We start from the raw sequence: 19,178 nt of genomic DNA, 5'->3' as shown, positions 1-19,178 counted from the left end.
CCCTTCAACTGAAACTAATTCCCTCAGCCTGCTGGGCTGCTTCCACCCTGCTGCCGGACGCGCTGGGCATCCGCCAGACATCAACCATCCCCTTTTGTCGAGTCAAGCAATGACCAAGGCATTCGTGAATCCTGAACAACGTAGCGTCGTCGTAATCGGAGCGGGCCCTGCTGGCGCCATCGCCGCCGCCCTGCTCAAGCGCAAGGGCCACGACGTGCTGATCGTCGAGCGGCAGCGCTTCCCTCGCTTCTCCATTGGCGAGAGCCTGCTGTCGCATTGCCTGGATTTCGTCGAAGAGGCCGGGATGCTCGAAGCGGTCCGGGCCGCTGGTTTCCAGACCAAGCATGGCGCGGCATTTGGCTGGGGCGAGCGCTACACCGATTTTGATTTCAGGGACAAATTCACCGAAGGCCATGGCAGCACCTATCAGGTTCAGCGCGCCGATTTCGACAAACTGCTGGCTGACCAGGCCGAGTTGCAGGGCGTGGAGATCCGCTACGAGGAAGAAATCATTTCGGTTGACTTCGAAGGCCTGCGCCCGTTGCTCCAGGCACGTCGTCTTGATGGCAGCGAATATGCGATCGAGGCGGACTTCATCCTCGACGCCAGCGGTTACGGCCGGGTGTTGCCGCGCCTGCTCGACCTTGAGGCGCCGTCGAATTTCCCGGTGCGCCGCGCCGTGTTCACCCATATCAAGGACAACATCGACGACCCGCGCTTCGATCGCGACAAGATCCTCATCACTACTCATCCCGAGCTTCGCGACGTCTGGTATTGGACCATCCCGTTCAGCAACGGCCGCTGCTCGCTTGGCGTAGTCACCAGTGCCGAACGCTACGAAGGGCGGCCTCTCGACCTGGATGCCTGCCTCAAGGCGTTCGTCAAGGAGGCGCCGAACCTCAGCGGCATACTGAAAAACGCCGAGTGGGATACGCCGGCACGCTTGATCGGCGGCTATTCGGCCAACGTCAAAACGTTGTACGGTCCGGGCTTCGCCCTGTTGGGCAATGCGGCGGAATTCCTTGACCCGGTGTTCTCTTCAGGCGTGACCATCGCGATGCGTTCCGCGAGCATGGCCGCCGCCGTTCTGCACCGCCAGCTGTCGGGCGAGACGGTGGACTGGGAAAGCGAGTTCGCCGCGCCGCTCAAGCGTGGCGTGGATACATTCCGGACCTACGTAGAGGGTTGGTACGACTGCAGCTTCCAGGACGTGATTTATTACGAACACGCCCAGCCGGAGATACGTCGAATGATCAGCTCGATCCTCGCCGGCTATGCCTGGGACCTCAAGAACCCCTATGTCGCCGAATCCAAACGCCGCCTGCGTGTACTGGCCGAGCTCTGCGCGGCGGACACACCAGCATGAGCCTGTCGGCATGAACATGCTCGTTGTACGCATGCGAGCGCTGATATGGCTGCCGCTGCTGTTGTCACTCGCCGCTTGCGCCCAGCGCTTGCCGCTGCCAACGCAGACACCAGAGCTGCAGCTGCCCTTACAGCTGCATATTCAGCGCCACGGTTTCGGCGAAAGCCAGGACTGGCTGCTGGTCATTCAGCAGGACGGCGCCGCACTACGCTGGTCACTGCTCGATCCTTTGGGCATTCCGCTGGCACGTCAGCTTCTGAGCGACGGCGAATGGCAGGCCGATGGTTTGCTTCCGCCCAACCCTGAGGCGCGCGAGTTGTTTGCCGCATTGCTGTTTGCGCTGACGCCGGCGGAGCAGTTGAGCACGCTGTATGCGAATACGCAGTGGAGCCAGCAAGAAAATGAACGAACGATGCGGCATGACGCTTCGTCGCCCTGGCGTGTGCGTTATCGACAGAATGACCGCTTCGAACTCGACGTCGGGCCGGCACTCACCTATCGTGTCGCCCCCATTGCTGCAGCCGCCGGAACCCGCCACTGATGACCGCTTATCTGAACGCCCTTGGGGTGATCTGCGCGCTGGGTCGTGGCAAGGCCGAGGTGGCGCGCCGACTGCTGGCCGGAGACGGCTCCGGCATGAAGAACTGTCCAAAGAGGGTCGCCGGGCGCACGCTGCCAGTCGGCGCGGTGACTGCTGAATTGCCTTCGCTGGCGGGCGCCGAGTTGCACGATGCCACGCGCAACAATCAGCTGCTGTTGGCCGCGGCAGAAGAAATCCGCGCCGAAATCAGCGCGGCGATCGCTCGCTTCGGCGCGGCCCGGATCGGCGTGGTCATCGGCACCAGCACGAGCGGCATTCAGGAAGCGACCCAAGGCGTCGCAGGGCTTTTCCGCGACGGACAGCTGCCTTCCAGTTACCACTACGGTCATCAAGAGCTGAGCGCGCCAGCGAGCTTTCTCACCGATCTGTTTCAGCTCAGCGGTCCTAGCTATTCCATCTCGACGGCTTGCACATCCGGCGCACGGGCATTGCTCAGCGCCAAGCGTCTGCTGGATGCTGGCATCTGCGATGCGGTGCTCTGCGGCGGAGTCGATACGCTCTGCGACCTGACACTGCAGGGCTTTAGCGCTTTGGAGGCCACCAGCGAGCGGATCTGCAATCCGTTCTCCGTCTCCCGCGACGGCATCAACATCGGCGAAGCGGCGGCGTTGTTCCTGATGACCCGGGACGCAGCCCCTATCGCCCTGCTCGGCGGCGGCGCTAGTTCCGATGCGCATCATATTTCCGCGCCCGACCCGCAAGGCCAGGGCGCCATCGAGGCAATGCACAAAGCGCTGGCCAGCGCGTCGACTCAGGCGGAGCACATCAACTATCTGAACCTTCATGGCACCGCCACCCGCCACAACGACGCAATGGAAAGCGTCGCGGTCGCCGCGGTGTTTCCGGCCGGAGTGCCCTGCTCATCGAGCAAGCCCCTCACCGGACACACGCTGGGTGCCGCTGGCGCGCTGGAAGCCGCGTTCTGCTGGCTGGCCTTATCCGAGCACAACCCTACGCGGTTGCTCCCACCGCACTGCTGGGACGGCCAGCAAGACCCTGAATTGCCGCGCCTGAACCTAGTCGCAGCCGGCACGTCGATGCCAGCTACCGGCGCGCGGCGGATGATGAGCAACTCCTTTGCCTTCGGTGGCAACAACATCAGCCTGATCGTGGGGGACGCGCCGTGATCAACTGGCCGGTATCCGAGCTGCTGCCTCACGCAGGCGACATGATTCTGCTGGATGCGATCGAGGCATTCGACGCAGAGAGCATCGTTGCCCATTTGCAGGTTCGTTCTGGCGGTCTGTTCAACTTGGCCGACGGCAGTCTGCCAGCCTGGGTCGGCATCGAAATAATGGCCCAGACGGTTGCTGCGTTCGCCGGTTGCCAAGCGAGGTTGGCCGGCCAGCCGGTGGAGTTGGGCTTCCTGCTCGGCACCCGTAAATTTCAATGCAATGCAGAATACTTCCCCGTCGGTTGTCAGCTGCGTGTTCAGGCGCTTCGCTCGTTGCAGGATGACAACGGCATGGGTGTGTTCGAGTGTCATCTCGACGGGCCCGGCATCCATGCCGAGGCGCGTCTCAATGTGTTCCGCCCGCCCGAGGTGGCGAGCTATCTACAAGAGCCCACTCCATGACTGAAAGCATTCTTGTCACTGGCTCCAGCCGTGGCATCGGTCGCGCCATCGCCCTACGCCTGGCCAAAAGCGGCTACGACATCGTCCTGCATTGCCGTGCGCGACGCGACGAGGCCGAAACCGTACAAGCGCAGATTCAGGCGATGGGGCGTCAGGCACGGATTCTTCAATTCGACGTTGCCGACCGCGCTCAATGCCGCATGCAACTGGAAGCCGATATCGAAGCACATGGCGCTTACTACGGGGTGGTCTGCAATGCTGGTCTCACCCGCGACGGCGCCTTCCCCGCGTTGACCGAGGACGACTGGGACCTGGTGATGCGCACCAATCTCGATGGCTTTTACAATGTGCTGCAGCCGCTGACCATGCCAATGATTCGCCGCCGCCAGCCTGGGCGCATCGTCTGCATCACGTCGGTATCGGGACTGATCGGCAACCGCGGCCAGGTCAACTACAGTGCCTCCAAGGCCGGCGTAATAGGCGCAGCCAAAGCCCTCGCCGTCGAACTGGGCAAGCGCCGTATCACGGTCAACTGCGTTGCGCCGGGACTGATCGAGACGGACATGCTGGACGAAAACCTGCCCATCGAGGAGATGCTCAAGATGATTCCAGCCCAGCGCATGGGCGCGCCCGGGGAAGTCGCCGGTGCGGTGAATTTCCTGATGTCGGACGAGGCCGGCTACATCACGCGCCAAGTATTAGCGGTCAACGGCGGGCTGTGCTGATGAAACGTGTCGTCGTCACCGGCATGGCTGGGATCACTTCGCTGGGCAGCGATTGGGCTTCCATCGAGGATAACTTTAGCGCCAATCGCAGCGGTATCCGCCGCATGCACGAGTGGGATCGCTTTACCGAGCTCAATACGCGGCTGGCAGGCCCGGTGGACGATTTCGCCGTGCCCGGCCACTGGACGCGCAAGCAGCTGCGCAGCATGGGTCGAGTTTCGAAGCTGTCGGTGAAGGCTGCCGAGCAAGCATTGGAGCATGCCGGTTTGCTCGGCGACGGGTCGATTCGCGACGGCCGCATGGGTGTCGCCTGTGGCTCGTCCACCGGCAGCACCGAGGAGATCAAGGCGTTCGGCAATATGCTGCTGAACTCCGTGGCCGATGGGCTGAATGCCAACTCCTACATCCGCATGATGCCGCACACCACGGCGGCGAATATCAGCATCTTCTTCGGCTTGACCGGCCGTGTGATCCCCACCTCGAGCGCGTGCACCAGCGGCAGCCAGGGCATCGGTTATGCCTACGAGGCGATCAAATTCGGTCGTTTGCCGATGATGCTGGCGGGCGGTGCCGAAGAGCTCTGCGCCACCGAAGCGATGGTGTTCGACGCGCTCTATGCCACCAGCCTGAAGAATGACGCCCCTCAGACATCGCCGCGCCCCTACGACGCCGATCGCGACGGCCTTGTGATAGGCGAAGGTGCGGGCATGCTGGTGCTGGAAGAGTTGGAGCATGCCCTGGCTCGCGGTGCCACTATCCATGCCGAACTGATCGGCTTCGGCAGCAATGCCGATGGCTTGCACGCCACTAAACCCGAGCAGCTGACCATGCGTCGTGCGATGGAACTGGCGCTCGAGGATGCGGGGATTCCAGCCGAGGCAATCGGCTACGTCAATGGCCACGGCACGGCCACCGAACAGGGCGACATCGCCGAGACGCTGGCGACTCAGGCACTGTTCGGCTCACGCATGCCGATCAGCTCGCAGAAGAGCTTTCTCGGCCATACGCTAGGCGCCTGCGGAGCGCTAGAATCCTGGTTCAGCATCGAGATGATGAACCAGGATCGCTATATCCACACGCTGAATCTCGACAGCATCGATCCGCGCTGTGGCGAACTGGACTATCTGACCGGCACACCGCGATCGATGCAGCATGAATACGTGATGAACAACAATTTCGCCTTCGGCGGCATCAATACCTCATTGATTTTCCGCCGCTGGGCTTGAGCGTTTACCCCCGTCCAAAACACCGCAAGGAAAATGCAATGAAGAAAACCACATGGATCGGCGCCGCACTCGTGCTTTGTGCATTGCCCGGTATCAGCCAGGCCCGTGATACCACCCATTACCTGCCATTCGATCAGGTAGTCGCTGAAGCCACCGCCTCGGGCAAACTCGACGGCAGTGTCAAGTTCTACCTGGCCGGCAAGACGCCTGGCAGCGCGCAGGTCATCCGCCGAGATGTGTCGACCAGCAAGAAGACAAACGCCTTCAACAAGACCGACGAAGGCGCCTGCAGCTGGGCCCTGCAATCGGCGTTGATCAGCATGCAACAGGCAGCTAAAGCTGCCAACGCCAACGCCGTGGTGGACATTACAAGCAACTACAAGCACGTCGAATACAAGGACAGCCAGAAGTACGAGTGCCATGCCGGCGCTATCATGGCTGGTGTCGCGATCAAGGGTAATCTGGCCAAGGTCAAATAAGCCTGCTGCGCCCGGCCCCTTCGTGCAGTGCCGGGCGCGTGCTGACGTTTCGATCTCTCGCTTTTCTCTCCTCCGATTGTCAGTCGAGAACTGTACCCGACCGAACGAATAAGTGGACCCGCGAGTCAACAGAGCAGACCCGTTACTATCTTGAGGAGCAGCTCATGTTCGACAAACCGTCGCACAAATTCGAAGTCAATTACATCTTCCAGAACGACCCCCGCGTTCAAATCATCGAGTCGGGAGAGGATCGCATGTCGCAGGGCAGGGCCGCGCGGCACCTGATTGAACTGCACAACGGCGATGCAGAAAACAGCCTGGTGATGCCCGATGCAGACGCCGATGAGGGCAAGTTGCTGGAGCAGGCCGAGGTGATGGGAATCACCGATATCCGCGTAACGAAGCTGATTCACGAGCATAAGCCCGGCACCACACCGGGCCACTATCAACAGCCATAAACGAAGAGAGCCGCAGTAAGCGGCTCTTTTTTCCGGCGGCTTTCTTTCAGCCGTGATACCGGGCCGACAGCTCATGCACCGACTCGATGAAGGCGCCGGCATGGGCCGGGTCAACTTCAGGCGTGATGCCGTGGCCAAGGTTGAACACATGACCGTTGCCATGACCGAAGCTGGCCAGAATACGCCCGACCTCTGCACGGATTGCTTCCGGTTTGGCGAACAGAACACTAGGGTCCATATTGCCCTGCAGGGCAACTTTGCTGCCGACGCGTGCCCGTGCACTGCCGATGTCGCAGGTCCAGTCGAGGCCCAGCGCCTCGGCACCGGAATCGGCCATCGACTCCAGCCATAACCCGCCTCCCTTGGTGAACAAGATCACCGGCACACGACGCCCGTCGTGCTCACGGATGAGCCCGTCGACAATTTTCTGCATATAGGCCAGAGAGAATTCCTGATAGGCCGCTGCGGAGAGGCTGCCACCCCAGGAATCGAAGATTTGCACCGCTTGCGCCCCGGCGAGAATCTGACCGTTGAGGTAGCTGGTGACCGATTGCGCCAACTTGCCGAGCAGCGCGTGCATGGCCTGGGGGTTTTCGTAAAGCATGGCCTTGGACTTGCGGAAGTCCTTCGATGAACCGCCTTCAACCATGTATGTCGCCAGCGTCCAAGGACTGCCGGAAAAGCCGATCAGCGGGACCCGGCCGTTCAGTTCACGGCGAATGGTCCGCACGGCATTCATGACGTAGCCCAAATCCTGCTCAGGATCGGGAATCGGCAGCGCCTCGATGTCGGCCATGCTGCTGACGGTCTTTTTGAAGCGCGGGCCCTCACCGGTTTCGAAGTACAGGCCCAGGCCCATGGCGTCCGGCACGGTGAGGATATCGGAGAAGAGGATCGCGGCGTCCAGCGGATAGCGGTCCAGTGGCTGCAGCGTGACCTCGCAGGCCAACTCGGGATTCATGCACAGGCTCATGAAGTCGCCCGCCTTGCTACGGCTGGCCCGATACTCGGGGAGGTAGCGTCCGGCCTGGCGCATCATCCACACCGGGGTGACGTCGACAGGTTGCTTGAGCAGGGCGCGAAGGAAGCGATCGTTCTTCAAGGCAGTCATGTCTGGGTTCCAGCAAAAAAGTGGCGGCATTGTCGCAAAGCGGAAAACAAAAGGCACGGCGAGTGCCGTGCCTTTTGTCTATAGGCCTGATTCAGGTCAGACGGGCTTGGTGCCGTAAAGCAAGCGTAGGGTGGATGTCGCTTTTAACATCCACCTTGCCCCGCTCGTTGGGTCGGACAAGCGGGGGCCCACCTACGAATCAAACTTCCAGGTAGTCCAGAATCCCTTCGGCGGCCTGACGGCCTTCGAAAATCGCCGTCACCACCAGATCGGAACCGCGCACCATATCGCCACCCGCGAAGATCTTTGGATTGCTGGTCTGATGCTTGAACTCACCCATTTCCGGGGCCACTACGCGGCCTTGGTTATCAGTCTGAATGCCCTGACCTTCGAACCAGTCGGCCGGACTCGGGCGGAAGCCGAAAGCGATCACCACGGCATCGGCGGGCAGCACTTCCTCGGAACCAGGAATCGGCTCGGGACTTCGGCGGCCACGGGCATCCGGCGCACCGAGACGGGTCTCGACGACCTTGACGCCTTCGACCTTGCCTTCGCCTACGATGGCGATGGGTTGGCGGTTGAAGAGGAACTTCACGCCCTCTTCCTTGGCATTCTTCACTTCTTTGCGCGAGCCCGGCATGTTCGCCGCGTCACGGCGATAGGCACAGGTAACGCTTTTGGCACCCTGGCGGATGGAGGTGCGGTTGCAGTCCATCGCAGTGTCGCCGCCGCCCAGCACCACGACCTTCTTGCCCTTCATATCGACGAAGTCTTCCGGTGACTTCTCGAAGCCGAGGTTGCGGTTGACGTTGGCAATCAGAAAGTCCAGCGCATCGTGCACGCCTGGCAGATCTTCACCGGGGAAGCCACCTTTCATGTAGGTGTAGGTGCCCATACCCATGAATACTGCGTCGTACTCGGCCAGCAGCTGATCGATGCTGATGTCCTTGCCGATCTCGGTATTCAGGCGGAACTCAATGCCCATGCCGCCGAATATTTCGCGACGACGACTAAGCACGCTCTTTTCCAGCTTGAATTCAGGAATACCGAAGGTCAGCAGACCTCCAATCTCAGGATTCTTGTCGAAGACAACCGGCGTGACGCCGCTGCGTACCAGCACGTCGGCACAACCGAGGCCGGCCGGGCCGGCACCAATGATGGCAACCTTCTTGCCGGTCGGCTTGACCTTGGACATGTCGGGACGCCAGCCCATGGCGAAGGCGGTGTCGGCGATGTACTTCTCCACCGAGCCGATGGTGACCGCGCCAAAACCGTCGTTCAGGGTGCAGGCGCCTTCGCACAGGCGATCCTGAGGGCAGACGCGTCCACAGACTTCGGGCAGGGTGTTGGTCTGATGCGCCAGTTCGGCGGCTGCGAGGATATTGCCCTCGGAGACCAGCTTGAGCCAGTTGGGAATGTAGTTGTGAACCGGGCACTTCCACTCGCAGTAGGGGTTACCGCAGCCCAGACAACGATGGGCTTGCTCGCAGGCGTTCTGCGGCTTGAAGGGTTCGTAGATCTCGACGAATTCCTTCTTGCGCTGACGCAGCAGCTTCTTCTTCGGATCCTTGCGCCCGACCTCGATGAACTGGAAGTCGTTATTCAGACGTTCAGTCATTTCAAAACCTCTTAGCGGCAGCCGCAAGCCTAAGGCCGCAAGCTGCATGACAATCACGGAGCGGGGCCAGCCTCAAGCCAATGCCTGAAGCTGGCCGCTGAATCTGCTTTTTATTGGGGGTTCGCCCGAGTGCTCGACAACAGCAATGCCAGGTTCGCCGCCTTTGGCTTGACTAGCCAGAAGCGACGCAAGTAGTCGTCAAGGTTTTCGAGAAGCTTCGTACCCCATGCGCTGCCGGTTTCGGCGACATACTCGCGCAACACCTCTTGCAGATGACTACGGTGGGCTTCCATCGCCTCGCCCGTGATGCGCTGCAGGTTTACCAGTTCGTTATTTACGCGATCGACGAAGCTGTTATCCATGTCGAGTACGTAGGCGAAACCACCGGTCATGCCAGAGCCAAAGTTGTACCCGGTCTTGCCGAGAACGCAGACGAAGCCGCCAGTCATGTATTCGCAGCAGTGATCGCCGGTTCCTTCAACGACTGCATGAGCCCCGGAGTTACGCACGGCGAAACGCTCACCGGCGGTACCAGCAGCGAACAACTTGCCGCCGGTTGCGCCATACAGACAGGTATTGCCGATGATGGCCGAGTTCTGCGATTCGAACCCGCTGTTCTTCGGCTGGGTGACGACCAGTTTGCCACCGGTCATGCCCTTGCCGACGTAGTCGTTGGCGTCGCCTTCCAGATAGAGATGCAAACCACCGGCGTTCCAAACGCCGAAGCTTTGGCCTGCCGTGCCCTTGAAGCGGAAAGTGATGGGCGCATCCTTCATGCCCTGGTTGCCGTGCACCTGAGCGATCTCACCGGAAACACGCGCACCGATGGACCGGTCACAGTTGCAGATATCCAGCTCGAATTCGTCGCCACTCTTGGCGTCGATTGCCGTGCGGGCGAGCTTGACCATTTCCTCAGCCAGCAGGCCCTGGTCGAACGGTGGATTCTTCTCCACCTGACAGAACTGCGGCTTGTCGGCAGAGATGTGATCGCTGCCGAGCAAGGGGGCCAGGTCGAGGTGGTTCTGCTTGGCGGTTTCACCCGGTAGCAACTCAAGAAGATCGGTGCGGCCGATCAGGTCCTGCAGGCTGCGTACGCCCAGCCTCGCTAGCCACTCGCGCGTTTCCTCAGCGACGAATGTGAAGAAGTTGACCACCATGTCGACAGTGCCGATGAAATGATCCTTGCGCAGCTGATCGTTCTGCGTGGCGACACCGGTGGCGCAGTTGTTCAAATGGCAGATACGCAGGTACTTACAACCCAGCGCGATCATCGGCGCAGTACCGAAGCCGAAGCTCTCCGCGCCGAGGATGGCGGCCTTGACCACGTCCAGACCGGTCTTCAGGCCGCCGTCGGTTTGCACACGGACCTTGCCACGCAGGTCGTTGCCGCGCAGGGTCTGATGGGTCTCGGCCAGGCCAAGCTCCCAGGGCGAGCCGGCGTAACGGATGGAGGTCAGCGGCGAAGCGCCCGTACCGCCGTCATAGCCGGAAATGGTGATCAAATCCGCGTAGGCCTTGGCGACGCCAGCGGCAATGGTGCCGACACCAGGCTCAGCGACCAGCTTGACCGACACCAGCGCCTTCGGGTTGACCTGCTTGAGGTCAAAGATCAGCTGGGCCAGGTCTTCGATCGAATAGATGTCATGGTGCGGCGGCGGCGAAATCAGCGTGACGCCCGGCACCGCGTAGCGCAGCTTGGCGATCAAACCGTTGACCTTGCCGCCGGGCAGTTGGCCACCTTCGCCGGGCTTCGCACCCTGGGCAACCTTGATCTGCAGCACTTCGGCGTTGACCAGATATTCCGGGGTGACACCGAAGCGACCCGTCGCGACCTGCTTGATCTTCGAGCTGCGCTCGGTGCGATAACGCGCAGGATCTTCGCCACCCTCACCCGAGTTGGAGCGCGCGCCGATGCGATTCATCGCAGCAGCAATGGCCTCATGAGCTTCCGGCGACAGCGCACCGAGCGAGATACCTGCCGAATCGAAGCGCTTGAGGATCTGCTCGAGCGGCTCGACCTCTTCGAGTGCCAACGGCTGATCCGAAACCTTGAGCTTGAGCAAGTCTCGCAGCATCGCTGCGGGACGCTGATCGACCAGCGTGGTGTATTCCTTGAAGCGGTTGTAATCGCCCTGCTGCACAGCGACCTGCAGTGCAGCCACCACGTCGGGGTTGTAGGCGTGATACTCACCGCCGTAGACGAACTTCAACAGGCCACCCTGCTGGATCGGCTTGCGAGCGCTCCAGGCATCTGCCGCGAGCGCTTTCTGTTCGGCTTCTAGGTCAGCGTAGCGCGCGCCCTTGATACGGCTGGCAACACCACGGAAGCTGACATCGACAACCTCATCGGCCAGGCCCACGGCTTCGAACAGCTGGGCGCCACGGTACGAGGTGATGGTCGAAATACCCATCTTCGAGATGATCTTAAGCAGGCCCTTGGAGATGCCCTTGCGGTAGTGCTTGAACACCTCGTAGAGGTCACCCAGCACTTCGCCAGTACGGATCAGGTCGCCGAGCACTTCGAAGGCCAGGAACGGGTAAACCGCCGTCGCGCCGAAGCCGATCAGCACGGCGAAGTGATGCGGATCACGTGCAGTAGCGGTTTCAACGAGGATGTTGCAGTCGCAGCGCAGGCCGGTTTCGATCAGGCGGTGATGCACCGCACCGACGGCCAGAGAAGCATGCACCGGCAACTTGCCCGGCACGATATGGCGGTCACTGAGAACCAGCATGACCTTGCCGCTGCGCACCGCTTCCTCTGCTTGGTCGGCGATGTTGCGCACCGCGGCTTCGAGACCTATGGATTCATCGTAGTTGAGGTCGATCATCTGCCGCTCGAAGCCCGGGCGGTCGAGCTCCATGATGGTCCGCCACTTTGCCGGAGAGATTACCGGGGTGGTCAGAATCGCACGGTTGGCATGGTCTGCTGTTTCCTCGAAGACGTTGCGCTCGGCACCCAGGCAGGTCTCCAGCGACATCACGATGGATTCACGCAACGGGTCGATCGGCGGGTTGGTAACCTGCGCGAACTGCTGGCGGAAATAGTCGAACGGCGAACGTACGCGACGCGACAGCACGGCCATCGGCGTGTCGTCACCCATTGAGCCGACCGCTTCCTGGCCCTGCTCGGCGAGCGGACGCAACACCTGGTCACGCTCTTCGAAGGTGACCTGGAACATCTTCATGTATTGCTTGAGTTGGTCGGCGTCGTAGAACGCCGAGCCGTGGTCGTTATCGTCCAGGGTCGACTGGATGCGCAGTGCGTTCTGGCGCAGCCAGGTTTTGTACGGATGCTGAGACTTCAGGCGGTTGTCGATGTCATCAGTATGCAGCACCTGCCCTGTTTCGGTATCGACTGCCAGGATCTGACCCGGGCCGACCCGGCCCTTGGCAATGACGTCTTCCGGCTTGTAATCCCATACGCCGACTTCCGAAGCCAGCGTGATGTAGCCGTTGGTGGTGGTTACCCAGCGCGCTGGGCGCAGCCCGTTGCGGTCGAGCAGGCAGATCGCATGGCGACCGTCGGTCAACACTACACCAGCGGGACCGTCCCAAGGCTCCATATGCATGGAGTTGAATTCGTAGAAGGCTCGCAGATCCGGGTCCATGGTTTCGACGTTCTGCCAGGCTGGCGGAATGATCATGCGCAGGCCGCGGAACAAATCCATGCCGCCGGTGACCAACAGCTCCAACATGTTATCCATGCTCGAGGAGTCGGAGCCGGTGCGGTTGACCAGCGGATCGAGGCTTTCCAGGTCCGGCAGCAGTTCGTTGGCGAACTTCAGCCGGCGCGCCTGGGCCCAGTTGCGGTTGCCGGTAATGGTGTTGATTTCACCGTTGTGGGCGAGAAAGCGGAACGGCTGCGCCAGCGGCCATTGCGGCATGGTGTTGGTGGAGAAGCGTTGATGGAAAACGCAGATGGCAGTCGCCAAACGCTCGTCGCCGAGATCGGGATAGAACTGCGCCAAATCGGCCGGCATCATCAGGCCTTTATAGATGATGTCCTTGTCGGAGAGGCTGCAGACATAGAATTCCTTGTCGCCGGCCAGCGCCACTTCAGCGCGCCGACGAGCGAAGAACAGCTTGATACCGAAGTCACGCTCGGACATGCCTTCAGCCGAGACGAACACCTGCTCGATGCGCGGCAAGCGCTCCAGCGCGAGGCGCCCCAGCACAGTGGTATCGATCGGAACCTCGCGCCAGCCGACCAGAGTCAGCCCCTGGGCTGCAATCTGCTCGTTGATGCTGGCCCGGGCTGCATCCGCCTTGGCCGTGTCCTGGCTGAGAAAGATCATGCCGACGGCATACAGCGCCGGCAGATCGACTTCGAAATGCTGCTTGGCCATGGCGCGCAGAAACGCGTCGGGCTTTTGCATCAGCAGGCCGCAGCCATCGCCGGTTTTACCGTCAGCGTTGATGCCGCCTCGGTGAGTCATGCAGGTGAGCGATTGAATAGCAGTCTGAAGCAGGTGATGGCTTGCCTCGCCCTGCATGTGGGCGATCAGACCGAAGCCGCAGTTATCCTTGAACTCTTCAGGACGAAACAGACCTGCTCTCATAGGCACTCCACCAGCTAAAACGTTGTAAATCAACCCCTTATTGACGGCGCACAGAACCGCCCCGTCATACACGTGGGCAAAAGGGGGAGCAGTTTACAAAGCCAGATAGAACGACACAATTTTATTTTTGCAGGCCCCAAAACGGTGCGTAACGCACTATTTTGGGGCGTATATTAACGAGCCTGTACGATTTCCTGCTGCACGCTAGCGAAACTCCGCGCCCACGGCTTGCCTGCCTTCAACGAAGTCGGTAGTGCCTTGATGGCCTCAAGTGCCGCACTACGGTTGGCGAAGTTGCCATGGGTGACCACATAGAGCGGCTTGCCCTCATGCTGTTTGACGAAATACCGATAGCTGTTGCCGTGCTGTTTCACCAAAGCTTCTGCATTGCTCCGGGTACGCGTTCCCAATACCTGAACCAGATAATTGGTGCCGGGCTGACTGGTATACCATGCCGCCGCGGACGCGCCGGCCGCGGCAGGTTTTGCGACGATTTGTCGCTCTGGCTCGCGAGGAGCCTCGGCCGGAGCTGCAGGTTCGGAAGGCGGGCTTTGTACTGCAGAGGAGCCCGCGGCATCCTGAGCCGGAGCGACTTGCTCGTCGGACGTTGCGGGCTCCTCCAGGGCCGATTCCGACGACTCATCTAGTTCAGCGTTGCCGGCGGCAGCGAGGGGCTCGCGAATAATGGGTTGTTCTGGCTGAGACTGAGTGTCGCCAGGCGTGGAATCACCAACAGATACACCAGCACCCGCGGCCTCCTCGCCCTTCGGCGAGGTCTCTGCAGAGCCCGTGCCGAGCGGCAGACTAGTGGTGGCAGGTACGGGCTGATCCCCCGCATCACGCATTAGAAACGCAATCACGACGACACACAGGACAGCAGCCAAAGCCAGAAGATGCTTCATCGGCAACGGCCAACTCCATCCAGCCGATTTGCGAGCGCCCTTTGAGTGTTGCATCGCATCGATGAGCTCGTCCCGGGCCGCCTGATTTATCGCACCCGGCCATCCGCCTGAGTTCTCGTGAATTCGCGCAATCTGCTCTTCGCTGAAACAGTCCAGGCTGCTTCCGGCTCCTTCTAGGCGCAGCATCAGATATTCCAGGGTCTCTTCTTCTTCGTAGGGCTGAAGCGCGATTACATGGAAGCGCTCCTCCCCTTCGACCAGCGCCTCCAGACGTGCCACCAGCGAGTGCTCACCGAACAGAAAGACGTGCGGCCGTCCTTCCGGGTTCCCCTGGGCCAATCGCAACAGCGTTTCTACCGCAGCGCCTGTAAGGCGCTCGGCATCATCGACCAGCAGGTATACCTCCTGCCCGGTCAGCGCCAATTGAATGATTTGCGCCATGATCGAGTCGAAGTCAGCGCTCGGGCTACCCAACGCCTGGGCGATCTGTTGCAAGACGATGTTCGAATCGGTGGTCTCCTGTGGCGAGATGACCACGCTCTGAACCGATTGTTTGTTGCTGCTCGCAACGAGCGCCTGACGCACCAGCGTCTTTCCACTGCCTTCAGGCCCAGTCACCACCAACAGCAATTGGCTGTAGCGGGCAAGATGATGCAACTGCCCCAGCACCGGCTTGCGCTGGGCCGGAAAGAATTTGAAGCCAGGCACGCGAGTAGCGAAAGGATCATGACTGAATCCGTAGTGGTTCAGGAATGAATCGTCGGCGGACAAACTGGTCATGGAATTAGGTTCTCGACTGTTGCATAAGCGCGTCGTAATTGACGTTCAATGTGGCTTCCAACACTTCGCGAGGGAAGTCGCCTGTTACCACGGCCTCGCCTAATCGCCTGAGCAGCACCAGTCTCAGCTGGCCGTTCAGGACTTTCTTGTCGACAGCCATATGTCGCAAAAAGTCATCGGCATTCATGTCGGCAGGCGGCACTACCGGCAGGCCGGCACGCGACAGCAAGCGCACGGCACGATCCCGTTCACCCTCAGAGATCCAACCGAGCTGTCGCGACATTTCCAGCGCCATCACTGTGCCGGCCGATACCGCCTCGCCGTGTAGCCAGACACCGTAACCCTGATGGGTTTCGATCGCATGGCCGAAGGTATGCCCCAGATTGAGCGTCGCGCGGATGCCCGACTCGCGCTCGTCCGCACCGACCACCTTAGCCTTTGCAGCACAGGACCGCCGAATTGCTTCGGTGAGCGCTGTCTGATCAAGCGCCCGAAGCTTGTCGACGTTATCTTCGAGCCATCCGAGGAAAGGCTCATCACAGATCAGACCATACTTGATCACTTCGGCCAGACCGGCCGACAGTTCACGCGCCGGTAAAGTCACAAGAGTGGCGGTATCGATCAACACTGCCTGCGGCTGATAGAAGGCGCCAATCATGTTCTTGCCAAGCGGATGATTGATACCTGTTTTGCCACCTACCGAGGAATCGACCTGCGACAAAAGCGTGGTGGGCACCTGGATAAAATCGACGCCGCGCTGGTAACTCGCGGCAGCGAAACCAGCCATATCGCCAATGACCCCACCGCCCAGCGCAATCACCGTAGTGTTACGGTCATGCCTGGCAGTTAGCAGCGCGTCAAAGATTGACTGTAATGTCTGCCAATTCTTGTGCGCCTCGCCGTCTGGAAGGATGACGGGAGTAATGACGTAATCGGAAAGGCTGTGCGAAAGGCGCTCAAGGTACAGCGGGGCGACAGTGTCGTTTGTGACTATGGCAATTTGCTTGCCACGGATGTGACGGGATAACAGCTCGCTGCGATTGATGAGCTGCTCGCCAATGAAGATCGGATAGCTACGCTCGCCGAGATCGACCTGTAGAGTCTGCATGGGGCCCCCACGGTTAAAGGGAGCTAGGATAGCGCAGATCGGCCCAGGCTTTCACGAGGTGCAAGGGATTGAAGCTGATCGAGGATTTCCACCACAACCAACCGCGGAGGACGTTCATCCGTCTCGACGATAAGATCCGCGATTTCGCGATACAGGGGATCCCGCACGGCCATCAAGCCAACCAGTATCTCGCGGGGATTGGGTGTCTGCAGAAGCGGCCGATTGCGGTCCCGAGAGGTTCGGTCGAGCTGCTGCTCGACCGATGTACAAAGATAGATTACCCGCCCGCCGTGCCGTAATACCCGACGATTATCCTGTCGGAGCACAGCACCACCACCAGTTGCGAGGACGACGCCGCGCATCTGGCATATGTCATTGATGGCGGCATGCTCTCGCTCGCGGAAACCTTGCTCGCCTTCGACATCGAATATCAATGGAATGCTGGCGCCCGTGCGCTGCTCGATCTCCTTGTCGGAATCCCGAAACGGCAGGCGCAGCTCCTTGGCGAGCAGGCGCCCAATGGTGCTTTTACCTGCTCCCATCGGGCCCACGAGAATGACGTTTTCCACCGATATCAACGATTCACTGCAATAGCCTGGTGATTGAGGATTCTCGGCGTCAGGAAAATCAGGAGCTCAGACTTCGCGTCAGATACGATGTCTCGCCGGAACATGCGCCCAAGATAAGGTAGATCGCCCAAGAAAGGAACCTTATCCACCGATCTGCTCTGCGTGTTGGAGAAGACGCCACCGATTACAACGGTTTCGCCGTCATTAACAAGAATCTTGGCATTTACCTCGTTCTTGCGAATGCTCGGGGTTCCGTTGACCGCATTGGCAAAGTCCGGCTCGTCCTTAGTGACTTTCACTTCCATGATGATGCGATTGTCTGGTGTGATCTGAGGTGTAACCTCAAGCGATAGCGCAGCCTCGACAAAAGTAGTGGAGGTGGCGCCGCTGGAGCTGGCTTCCTGGTACGGAATCTCGGAACCCTTGAGAATTTTGGCCGTTTCCTTGTCAGCAGTCATAACCTTCGGCTGGGATACAACCTCGCCATTACCGGACTTCTCCATTGCCGACAGCTCAAGGTCGAGAATAAGGTTATCGGTTATATAGCCAATCCCGATACCCGAGGTAGCGCCCGTCACTCCCAGATCAACAAACGGAACGTTGCCGTTGCTGTCCTCGCCCGAGTCACCGTTCTCATCACCCGACTCGTCGTTTCCATATACAAGCCCGCGACCATTGGCGAAAACCTGCGAACCACCCCAACGCACCCCCAGGCTTTTGTCATAATCAACGTTGGCTTCGACGATCCGAGCCTCGATCATCACTTGCCGCACCGGAATATCCAGCTGTGCGACGATCCGCCTCAGCTCATCCAAACGTTCTTGTGTCTGATAAGCGATGATGTTGTTGGTGCGATCATCGACAGCGATCGAGCCACGGTCTTCGCTCGCGCCGTCCGTGCTCGTCACCGACTGGAACAATTGGGCAATATCGGCCGCTTTTGCGTAGTTGACCTGCACAACCTCGCGCCGCAGTGGCGCCAGCTCGGCAATCTGCCGCTGCGATTCAAGCTCTTGCCGCTCACGGGCAGCAATCTCGTCCGCTGGCGCTACCAGCAGCACATTGCCAACCTGGCGCTTGTCGAGCCCCTTGGTTTTCAACACCAGATCCAGCGCCTGGTCCCAAGGCACATTCTGCAAACGCAGTGTAATGTTGCCCTGCACCGTATCGCTGGCGACCAGGTTGAGGTCGGTAAAATCGGCGATCAACTGCAGAACCGAGCGTACATCGATATCCTGGAAATTCAGCGATAGCTTCTCTCCGGAGTAGGTGAAATGCTCTGTCTTGCGTTTCTCGGCATCGGCTTCGCTAAGCGGCTTGACACTGATAGTCAGCTTGTCGTCGGTCTGGTAGGCGAGATAGTCGTACCGCCCGGTGGGCTCGATTGCGATGCTCGCGCCGTCAGCCTTGCTGCTCGAATCAACAAACTTGACCGGGGTAGCGAAGTCCTGCACATCAAGTCTCACACGCAGCGCTTCAGGCAATTGAGTCTCGGCGAAGGAAACTCGAATCTTACCGCCCTGCTCTTCGATACTCGGACTGATCGAAGGATCCGACAGCGTAATGACCACATTGCCAGCACCGTCTTCCCCTCGACGGAAATCAACATTGCTGATCGCCCTGCTCGCAGCTGCTTGGGCGATCGGAGCAGCCTTGCTCACTGGCGCCACCGGCGCAGCTGAGACCGCAGTTGACGATGCGCCGCTTTCGCCAAGCACGATGAATAGGTTATTGCCGTCTACACGAGTCGAATAGGGAACCAGGGACGTGAGATTGACAATCAGACGAGTACGCCCTTGAGCTTCCACCACCGTCACGCTCCGCGCATTGCCGACACCGAGCTCGCGGGTTTTCATATCAAGATTGCTGGACACGCCCGGCAGATCAAGAGCAATGCGTGCAGGCTGATCAAGCGTGTAACCCCGCGGAGTGGGCACTGGCTCATCAAAAGCCAGCTTCAACTCGACACGATCGCCTGGTAACGATGCAACATCGAGGGTATTCAGAGACGCCGCTAGCAGAGCGGGCGAAATGAACGCCGCCAGCAAGGACAAGCCGAGACGAGAGAGGGTGGTATTCATAAAAGGCTTCCGTTGTGCA

General features: G+C 60.1%; 15 protein-coding genes. 8 read left to right on the top strand and 7 right to left on the bottom strand.

The features are described 5' to 3' along the window. Positions 1–109: 109 nt before the first annotated feature. From NAV33_RS11630 to NAV33_RS11595, 8 genes are all read left to right on the top strand, one after another. Positions 110–1,366, top strand: a complete 1,257-nt coding sequence (locus NAV33_RS11630; protein ID WP_255980100.1) for an NAD(P)/FAD-dependent oxidoreductase — start codon at positions 110–112, stop codon at positions 1,364–1,366. 31 nt (positions 1,367–1,397) lie between these two features. Next, positions 1,398–1,907, top strand: coding sequence for a DUF3261 domain-containing protein (locus tag NAV33_RS11625; RefSeq protein WP_255980246.1), 510 nt, complete (start codon positions 1,398–1,400; stop codon positions 1,905–1,907). Beyond that, positions 1,907–3,094, top strand: coding sequence for a beta-ketoacyl-[acyl-carrier-protein] synthase family protein (locus NAV33_RS11620; RefSeq protein WP_255980098.1), 1,188 nt, complete (start codon positions 1,907–1,909; stop codon positions 3,092–3,094). The genes NAV33_RS11625 and NAV33_RS11620 overlap by 1 nt, the downstream gene beginning before the upstream one ends. Beyond that, on the top strand, positions 3,091–3,543 hold the full coding sequence (locus tag NAV33_RS11615) for a hotdog family protein (protein WP_255980096.1): 453 nt from the start codon (positions 3,091–3,093) through the stop codon (positions 3,541–3,543). Before NAV33_RS11620 ends, NAV33_RS11615 begins: the two co-directional genes overlap by 4 nt. Next, the gene (gene fabG, locus NAV33_RS11610) at positions 3,540–4,268 is read left to right on the top strand and encodes a 3-oxoacyl-ACP reductase FabG (protein ID WP_255980094.1); all 729 of its coding nucleotides are present in this window, start codon (positions 3,540–3,542) and stop codon (positions 4,266–4,268) included. The genes NAV33_RS11615 and fabG overlap by 4 nt, the downstream gene beginning before the upstream one ends. Continuing rightward, positions 4,268–5,494: a beta-ketoacyl-ACP synthase gene (locus NAV33_RS11605; RefSeq protein WP_255980092.1), complete on the top strand. Its 1,227-nt coding sequence runs from the start codon at positions 4,268–4,270 to the stop codon at positions 5,492–5,494. The genes fabG and NAV33_RS11605 overlap by 1 nt, the downstream gene beginning before the upstream one ends. 38 nt (positions 5,495–5,532) lie before the next feature. Continuing rightward, positions 5,533–5,973 (top strand): excinuclease, encoded by a 441-nt coding sequence (locus NAV33_RS11600; RefSeq protein WP_255980091.1) that lies wholly within the window; start codon positions 5,533–5,535, stop codon positions 5,971–5,973. A 164-nt stretch (positions 5,974–6,137) separates the two neighbouring features. Further along, complete coding sequence (locus NAV33_RS11595; RefSeq protein WP_255980089.1) at positions 6,138–6,431, top strand: hypothetical protein; 294 nt, start codon at positions 6,138–6,140, stop codon at positions 6,429–6,431. 46 nt (positions 6,432–6,477) lie between these two features. On the opposite strand, the gene hemE is transcribed toward NAV33_RS11595, so the two are convergent. The 7 genes from hemE to pilQ all read right to left on the bottom strand — a co-directional run bounded on the left by hemE (position 6,478) and on the right by pilQ (position 19,159). Beyond that, positions 6,478–7,542 carry a uroporphyrinogen decarboxylase gene (hemE, locus tag NAV33_RS11590; RefSeq protein ID WP_255980087.1) on the bottom strand — a complete coding sequence of 355 codons (1,065 nt, stop codon included), beginning with the start codon at positions 7,540–7,542 and terminating at the stop codon, positions 6,478–6,480. Between the two features lie 199 nt (positions 7,543–7,741). Beyond that, positions 7,742–9,160, bottom strand: a complete 1,419-nt coding sequence (locus tag NAV33_RS11585) for an FAD-dependent oxidoreductase (protein WP_255980085.1) — start codon at positions 9,158–9,160, stop codon at positions 7,742–7,744. Positions 9,161–9,270: 110 nt separating this feature from the next. After that, the gene (gltB, locus tag NAV33_RS11580; protein WP_255980083.1) at positions 9,271–13,719 is read right to left on the bottom strand and encodes a glutamate synthase large subunit; all 4,449 of its coding nucleotides are present in this window, start codon (positions 13,717–13,719) and stop codon (positions 9,271–9,273) included. 173 nt (positions 13,720–13,892) lie between these two features. After that, complete coding sequence (locus tag NAV33_RS11575; protein ID WP_255980081.1) at positions 13,893–15,401, bottom strand: SPOR domain-containing protein; 1,509 nt, start codon at positions 15,399–15,401, stop codon at positions 13,893–13,895. A 4-nt stretch (positions 15,402–15,405) separates the two neighbouring features. After that, positions 15,406–16,509: a 3-dehydroquinate synthase gene (gene aroB / locus NAV33_RS11570; protein ID WP_255980078.1), complete on the bottom strand. Its 1,104-nt coding sequence runs from the start codon at positions 16,507–16,509 to the stop codon at positions 15,406–15,408. A 23-nt stretch (positions 16,510–16,532) separates the two neighbouring features. Then, positions 16,533–17,078 (bottom strand): shikimate kinase AroK, encoded by a 546-nt coding sequence (gene aroK, locus NAV33_RS11565; RefSeq protein WP_255980076.1) that lies wholly within the window; start codon positions 17,076–17,078, stop codon positions 16,533–16,535. A 5-nt stretch (positions 17,079–17,083) separates the two neighbouring features. Beyond that, positions 17,084–19,159, bottom strand: coding sequence for a type IV pilus secretin PilQ (gene pilQ / locus NAV33_RS11560; protein WP_255980074.1), 2,076 nt, complete (start codon positions 19,157–19,159; stop codon positions 17,084–17,086). Positions 19,160–19,178 lie beyond the last annotated feature (19 nt).

Source organism: Stutzerimonas stutzeri (assembly GCF_024448715.1).
Classification (GTDB): Bacteria; Pseudomonadota; Gammaproteobacteria; order Pseudomonadales; family Pseudomonadaceae; genus Stutzerimonas; species Stutzerimonas stutzeri_AR.
This window is presented reverse-complemented; position numbering and strand designations above follow the sequence as displayed.

What these genes read in the sequence shown, in the direction of transcription:
- NAV33_RS11605 (WP_255980092.1), top strand. Translation starts at nt 4,268, where the DNA reads ATGAAACGTGTCGTCGTCACCGGCATGGCTGGGATCACTTCGCTGGGC.
- NAV33_RS11585 (WP_255980085.1), bottom strand. Translation starts at nt 9,160, where the DNA reads ATGACTGAACGTCTGAATAACGACTTCCAGTTCATCGAGGTCGGGCGC.
- hemE (WP_255980087.1), bottom strand. Translation starts at nt 7,542, where the DNA reads ATGACTGCCTTGAAGAACGATCGCTTCCTTCGCGCCCTGCTCAAGCAA.
- NAV33_RS11595 (WP_255980089.1), top strand. Translation starts at nt 6,138, where the DNA reads ATGTTCGACAAACCGTCGCACAAATTCGAAGTCAATTACATCTTCCAG.
- NAV33_RS11600 (WP_255980091.1), top strand. Translation starts at nt 5,533, where the DNA reads ATGAAGAAAACCACATGGATCGGCGCCGCACTCGTGCTTTGTGCATTG.
- NAV33_RS11625 (WP_255980246.1), top strand. Translation starts at nt 1,398, where the DNA reads ATGCGAGCGCTGATATGGCTGCCGCTGCTGTTGTCACTCGCCGCTTGC.
- fabG (WP_255980094.1), top strand. Translation starts at nt 3,540, where the DNA reads ATGACTGAAAGCATTCTTGTCACTGGCTCCAGCCGTGGCATCGGTCGC.
- NAV33_RS11620 (WP_255980098.1), top strand. Translation starts at nt 1,907, where the DNA reads ATGACCGCTTATCTGAACGCCCTTGGGGTGATCTGCGCGCTGGGTCGT.
- gltB (WP_255980083.1), bottom strand. Translation starts at nt 13,719, where the DNA reads ATGAGAGCAGGTCTGTTTCGTCCTGAAGAGTTCAAGGATAACTGCGGC.
- NAV33_RS11575 (WP_255980081.1), bottom strand. Translation starts at nt 15,401, where the DNA reads ATGACCAGTTTGTCCGCCGACGATTCATTCCTGAACCACTACGGATTC.
- pilQ (WP_255980074.1), bottom strand. Translation starts at nt 19,159, where the DNA reads ATGAATACCACCCTCTCTCGTCTCGGCTTGTCCTTGCTGGCGGCGTTC.
- aroB (WP_255980078.1), bottom strand. Translation starts at nt 16,509, where the DNA reads ATGCAGACTCTACAGGTCGATCTCGGCGAGCGTAGCTATCCGATCTTC.
- NAV33_RS11630 (WP_255980100.1), top strand. Translation starts at nt 110, where the DNA reads ATGACCAAGGCATTCGTGAATCCTGAACAACGTAGCGTCGTCGTAATC.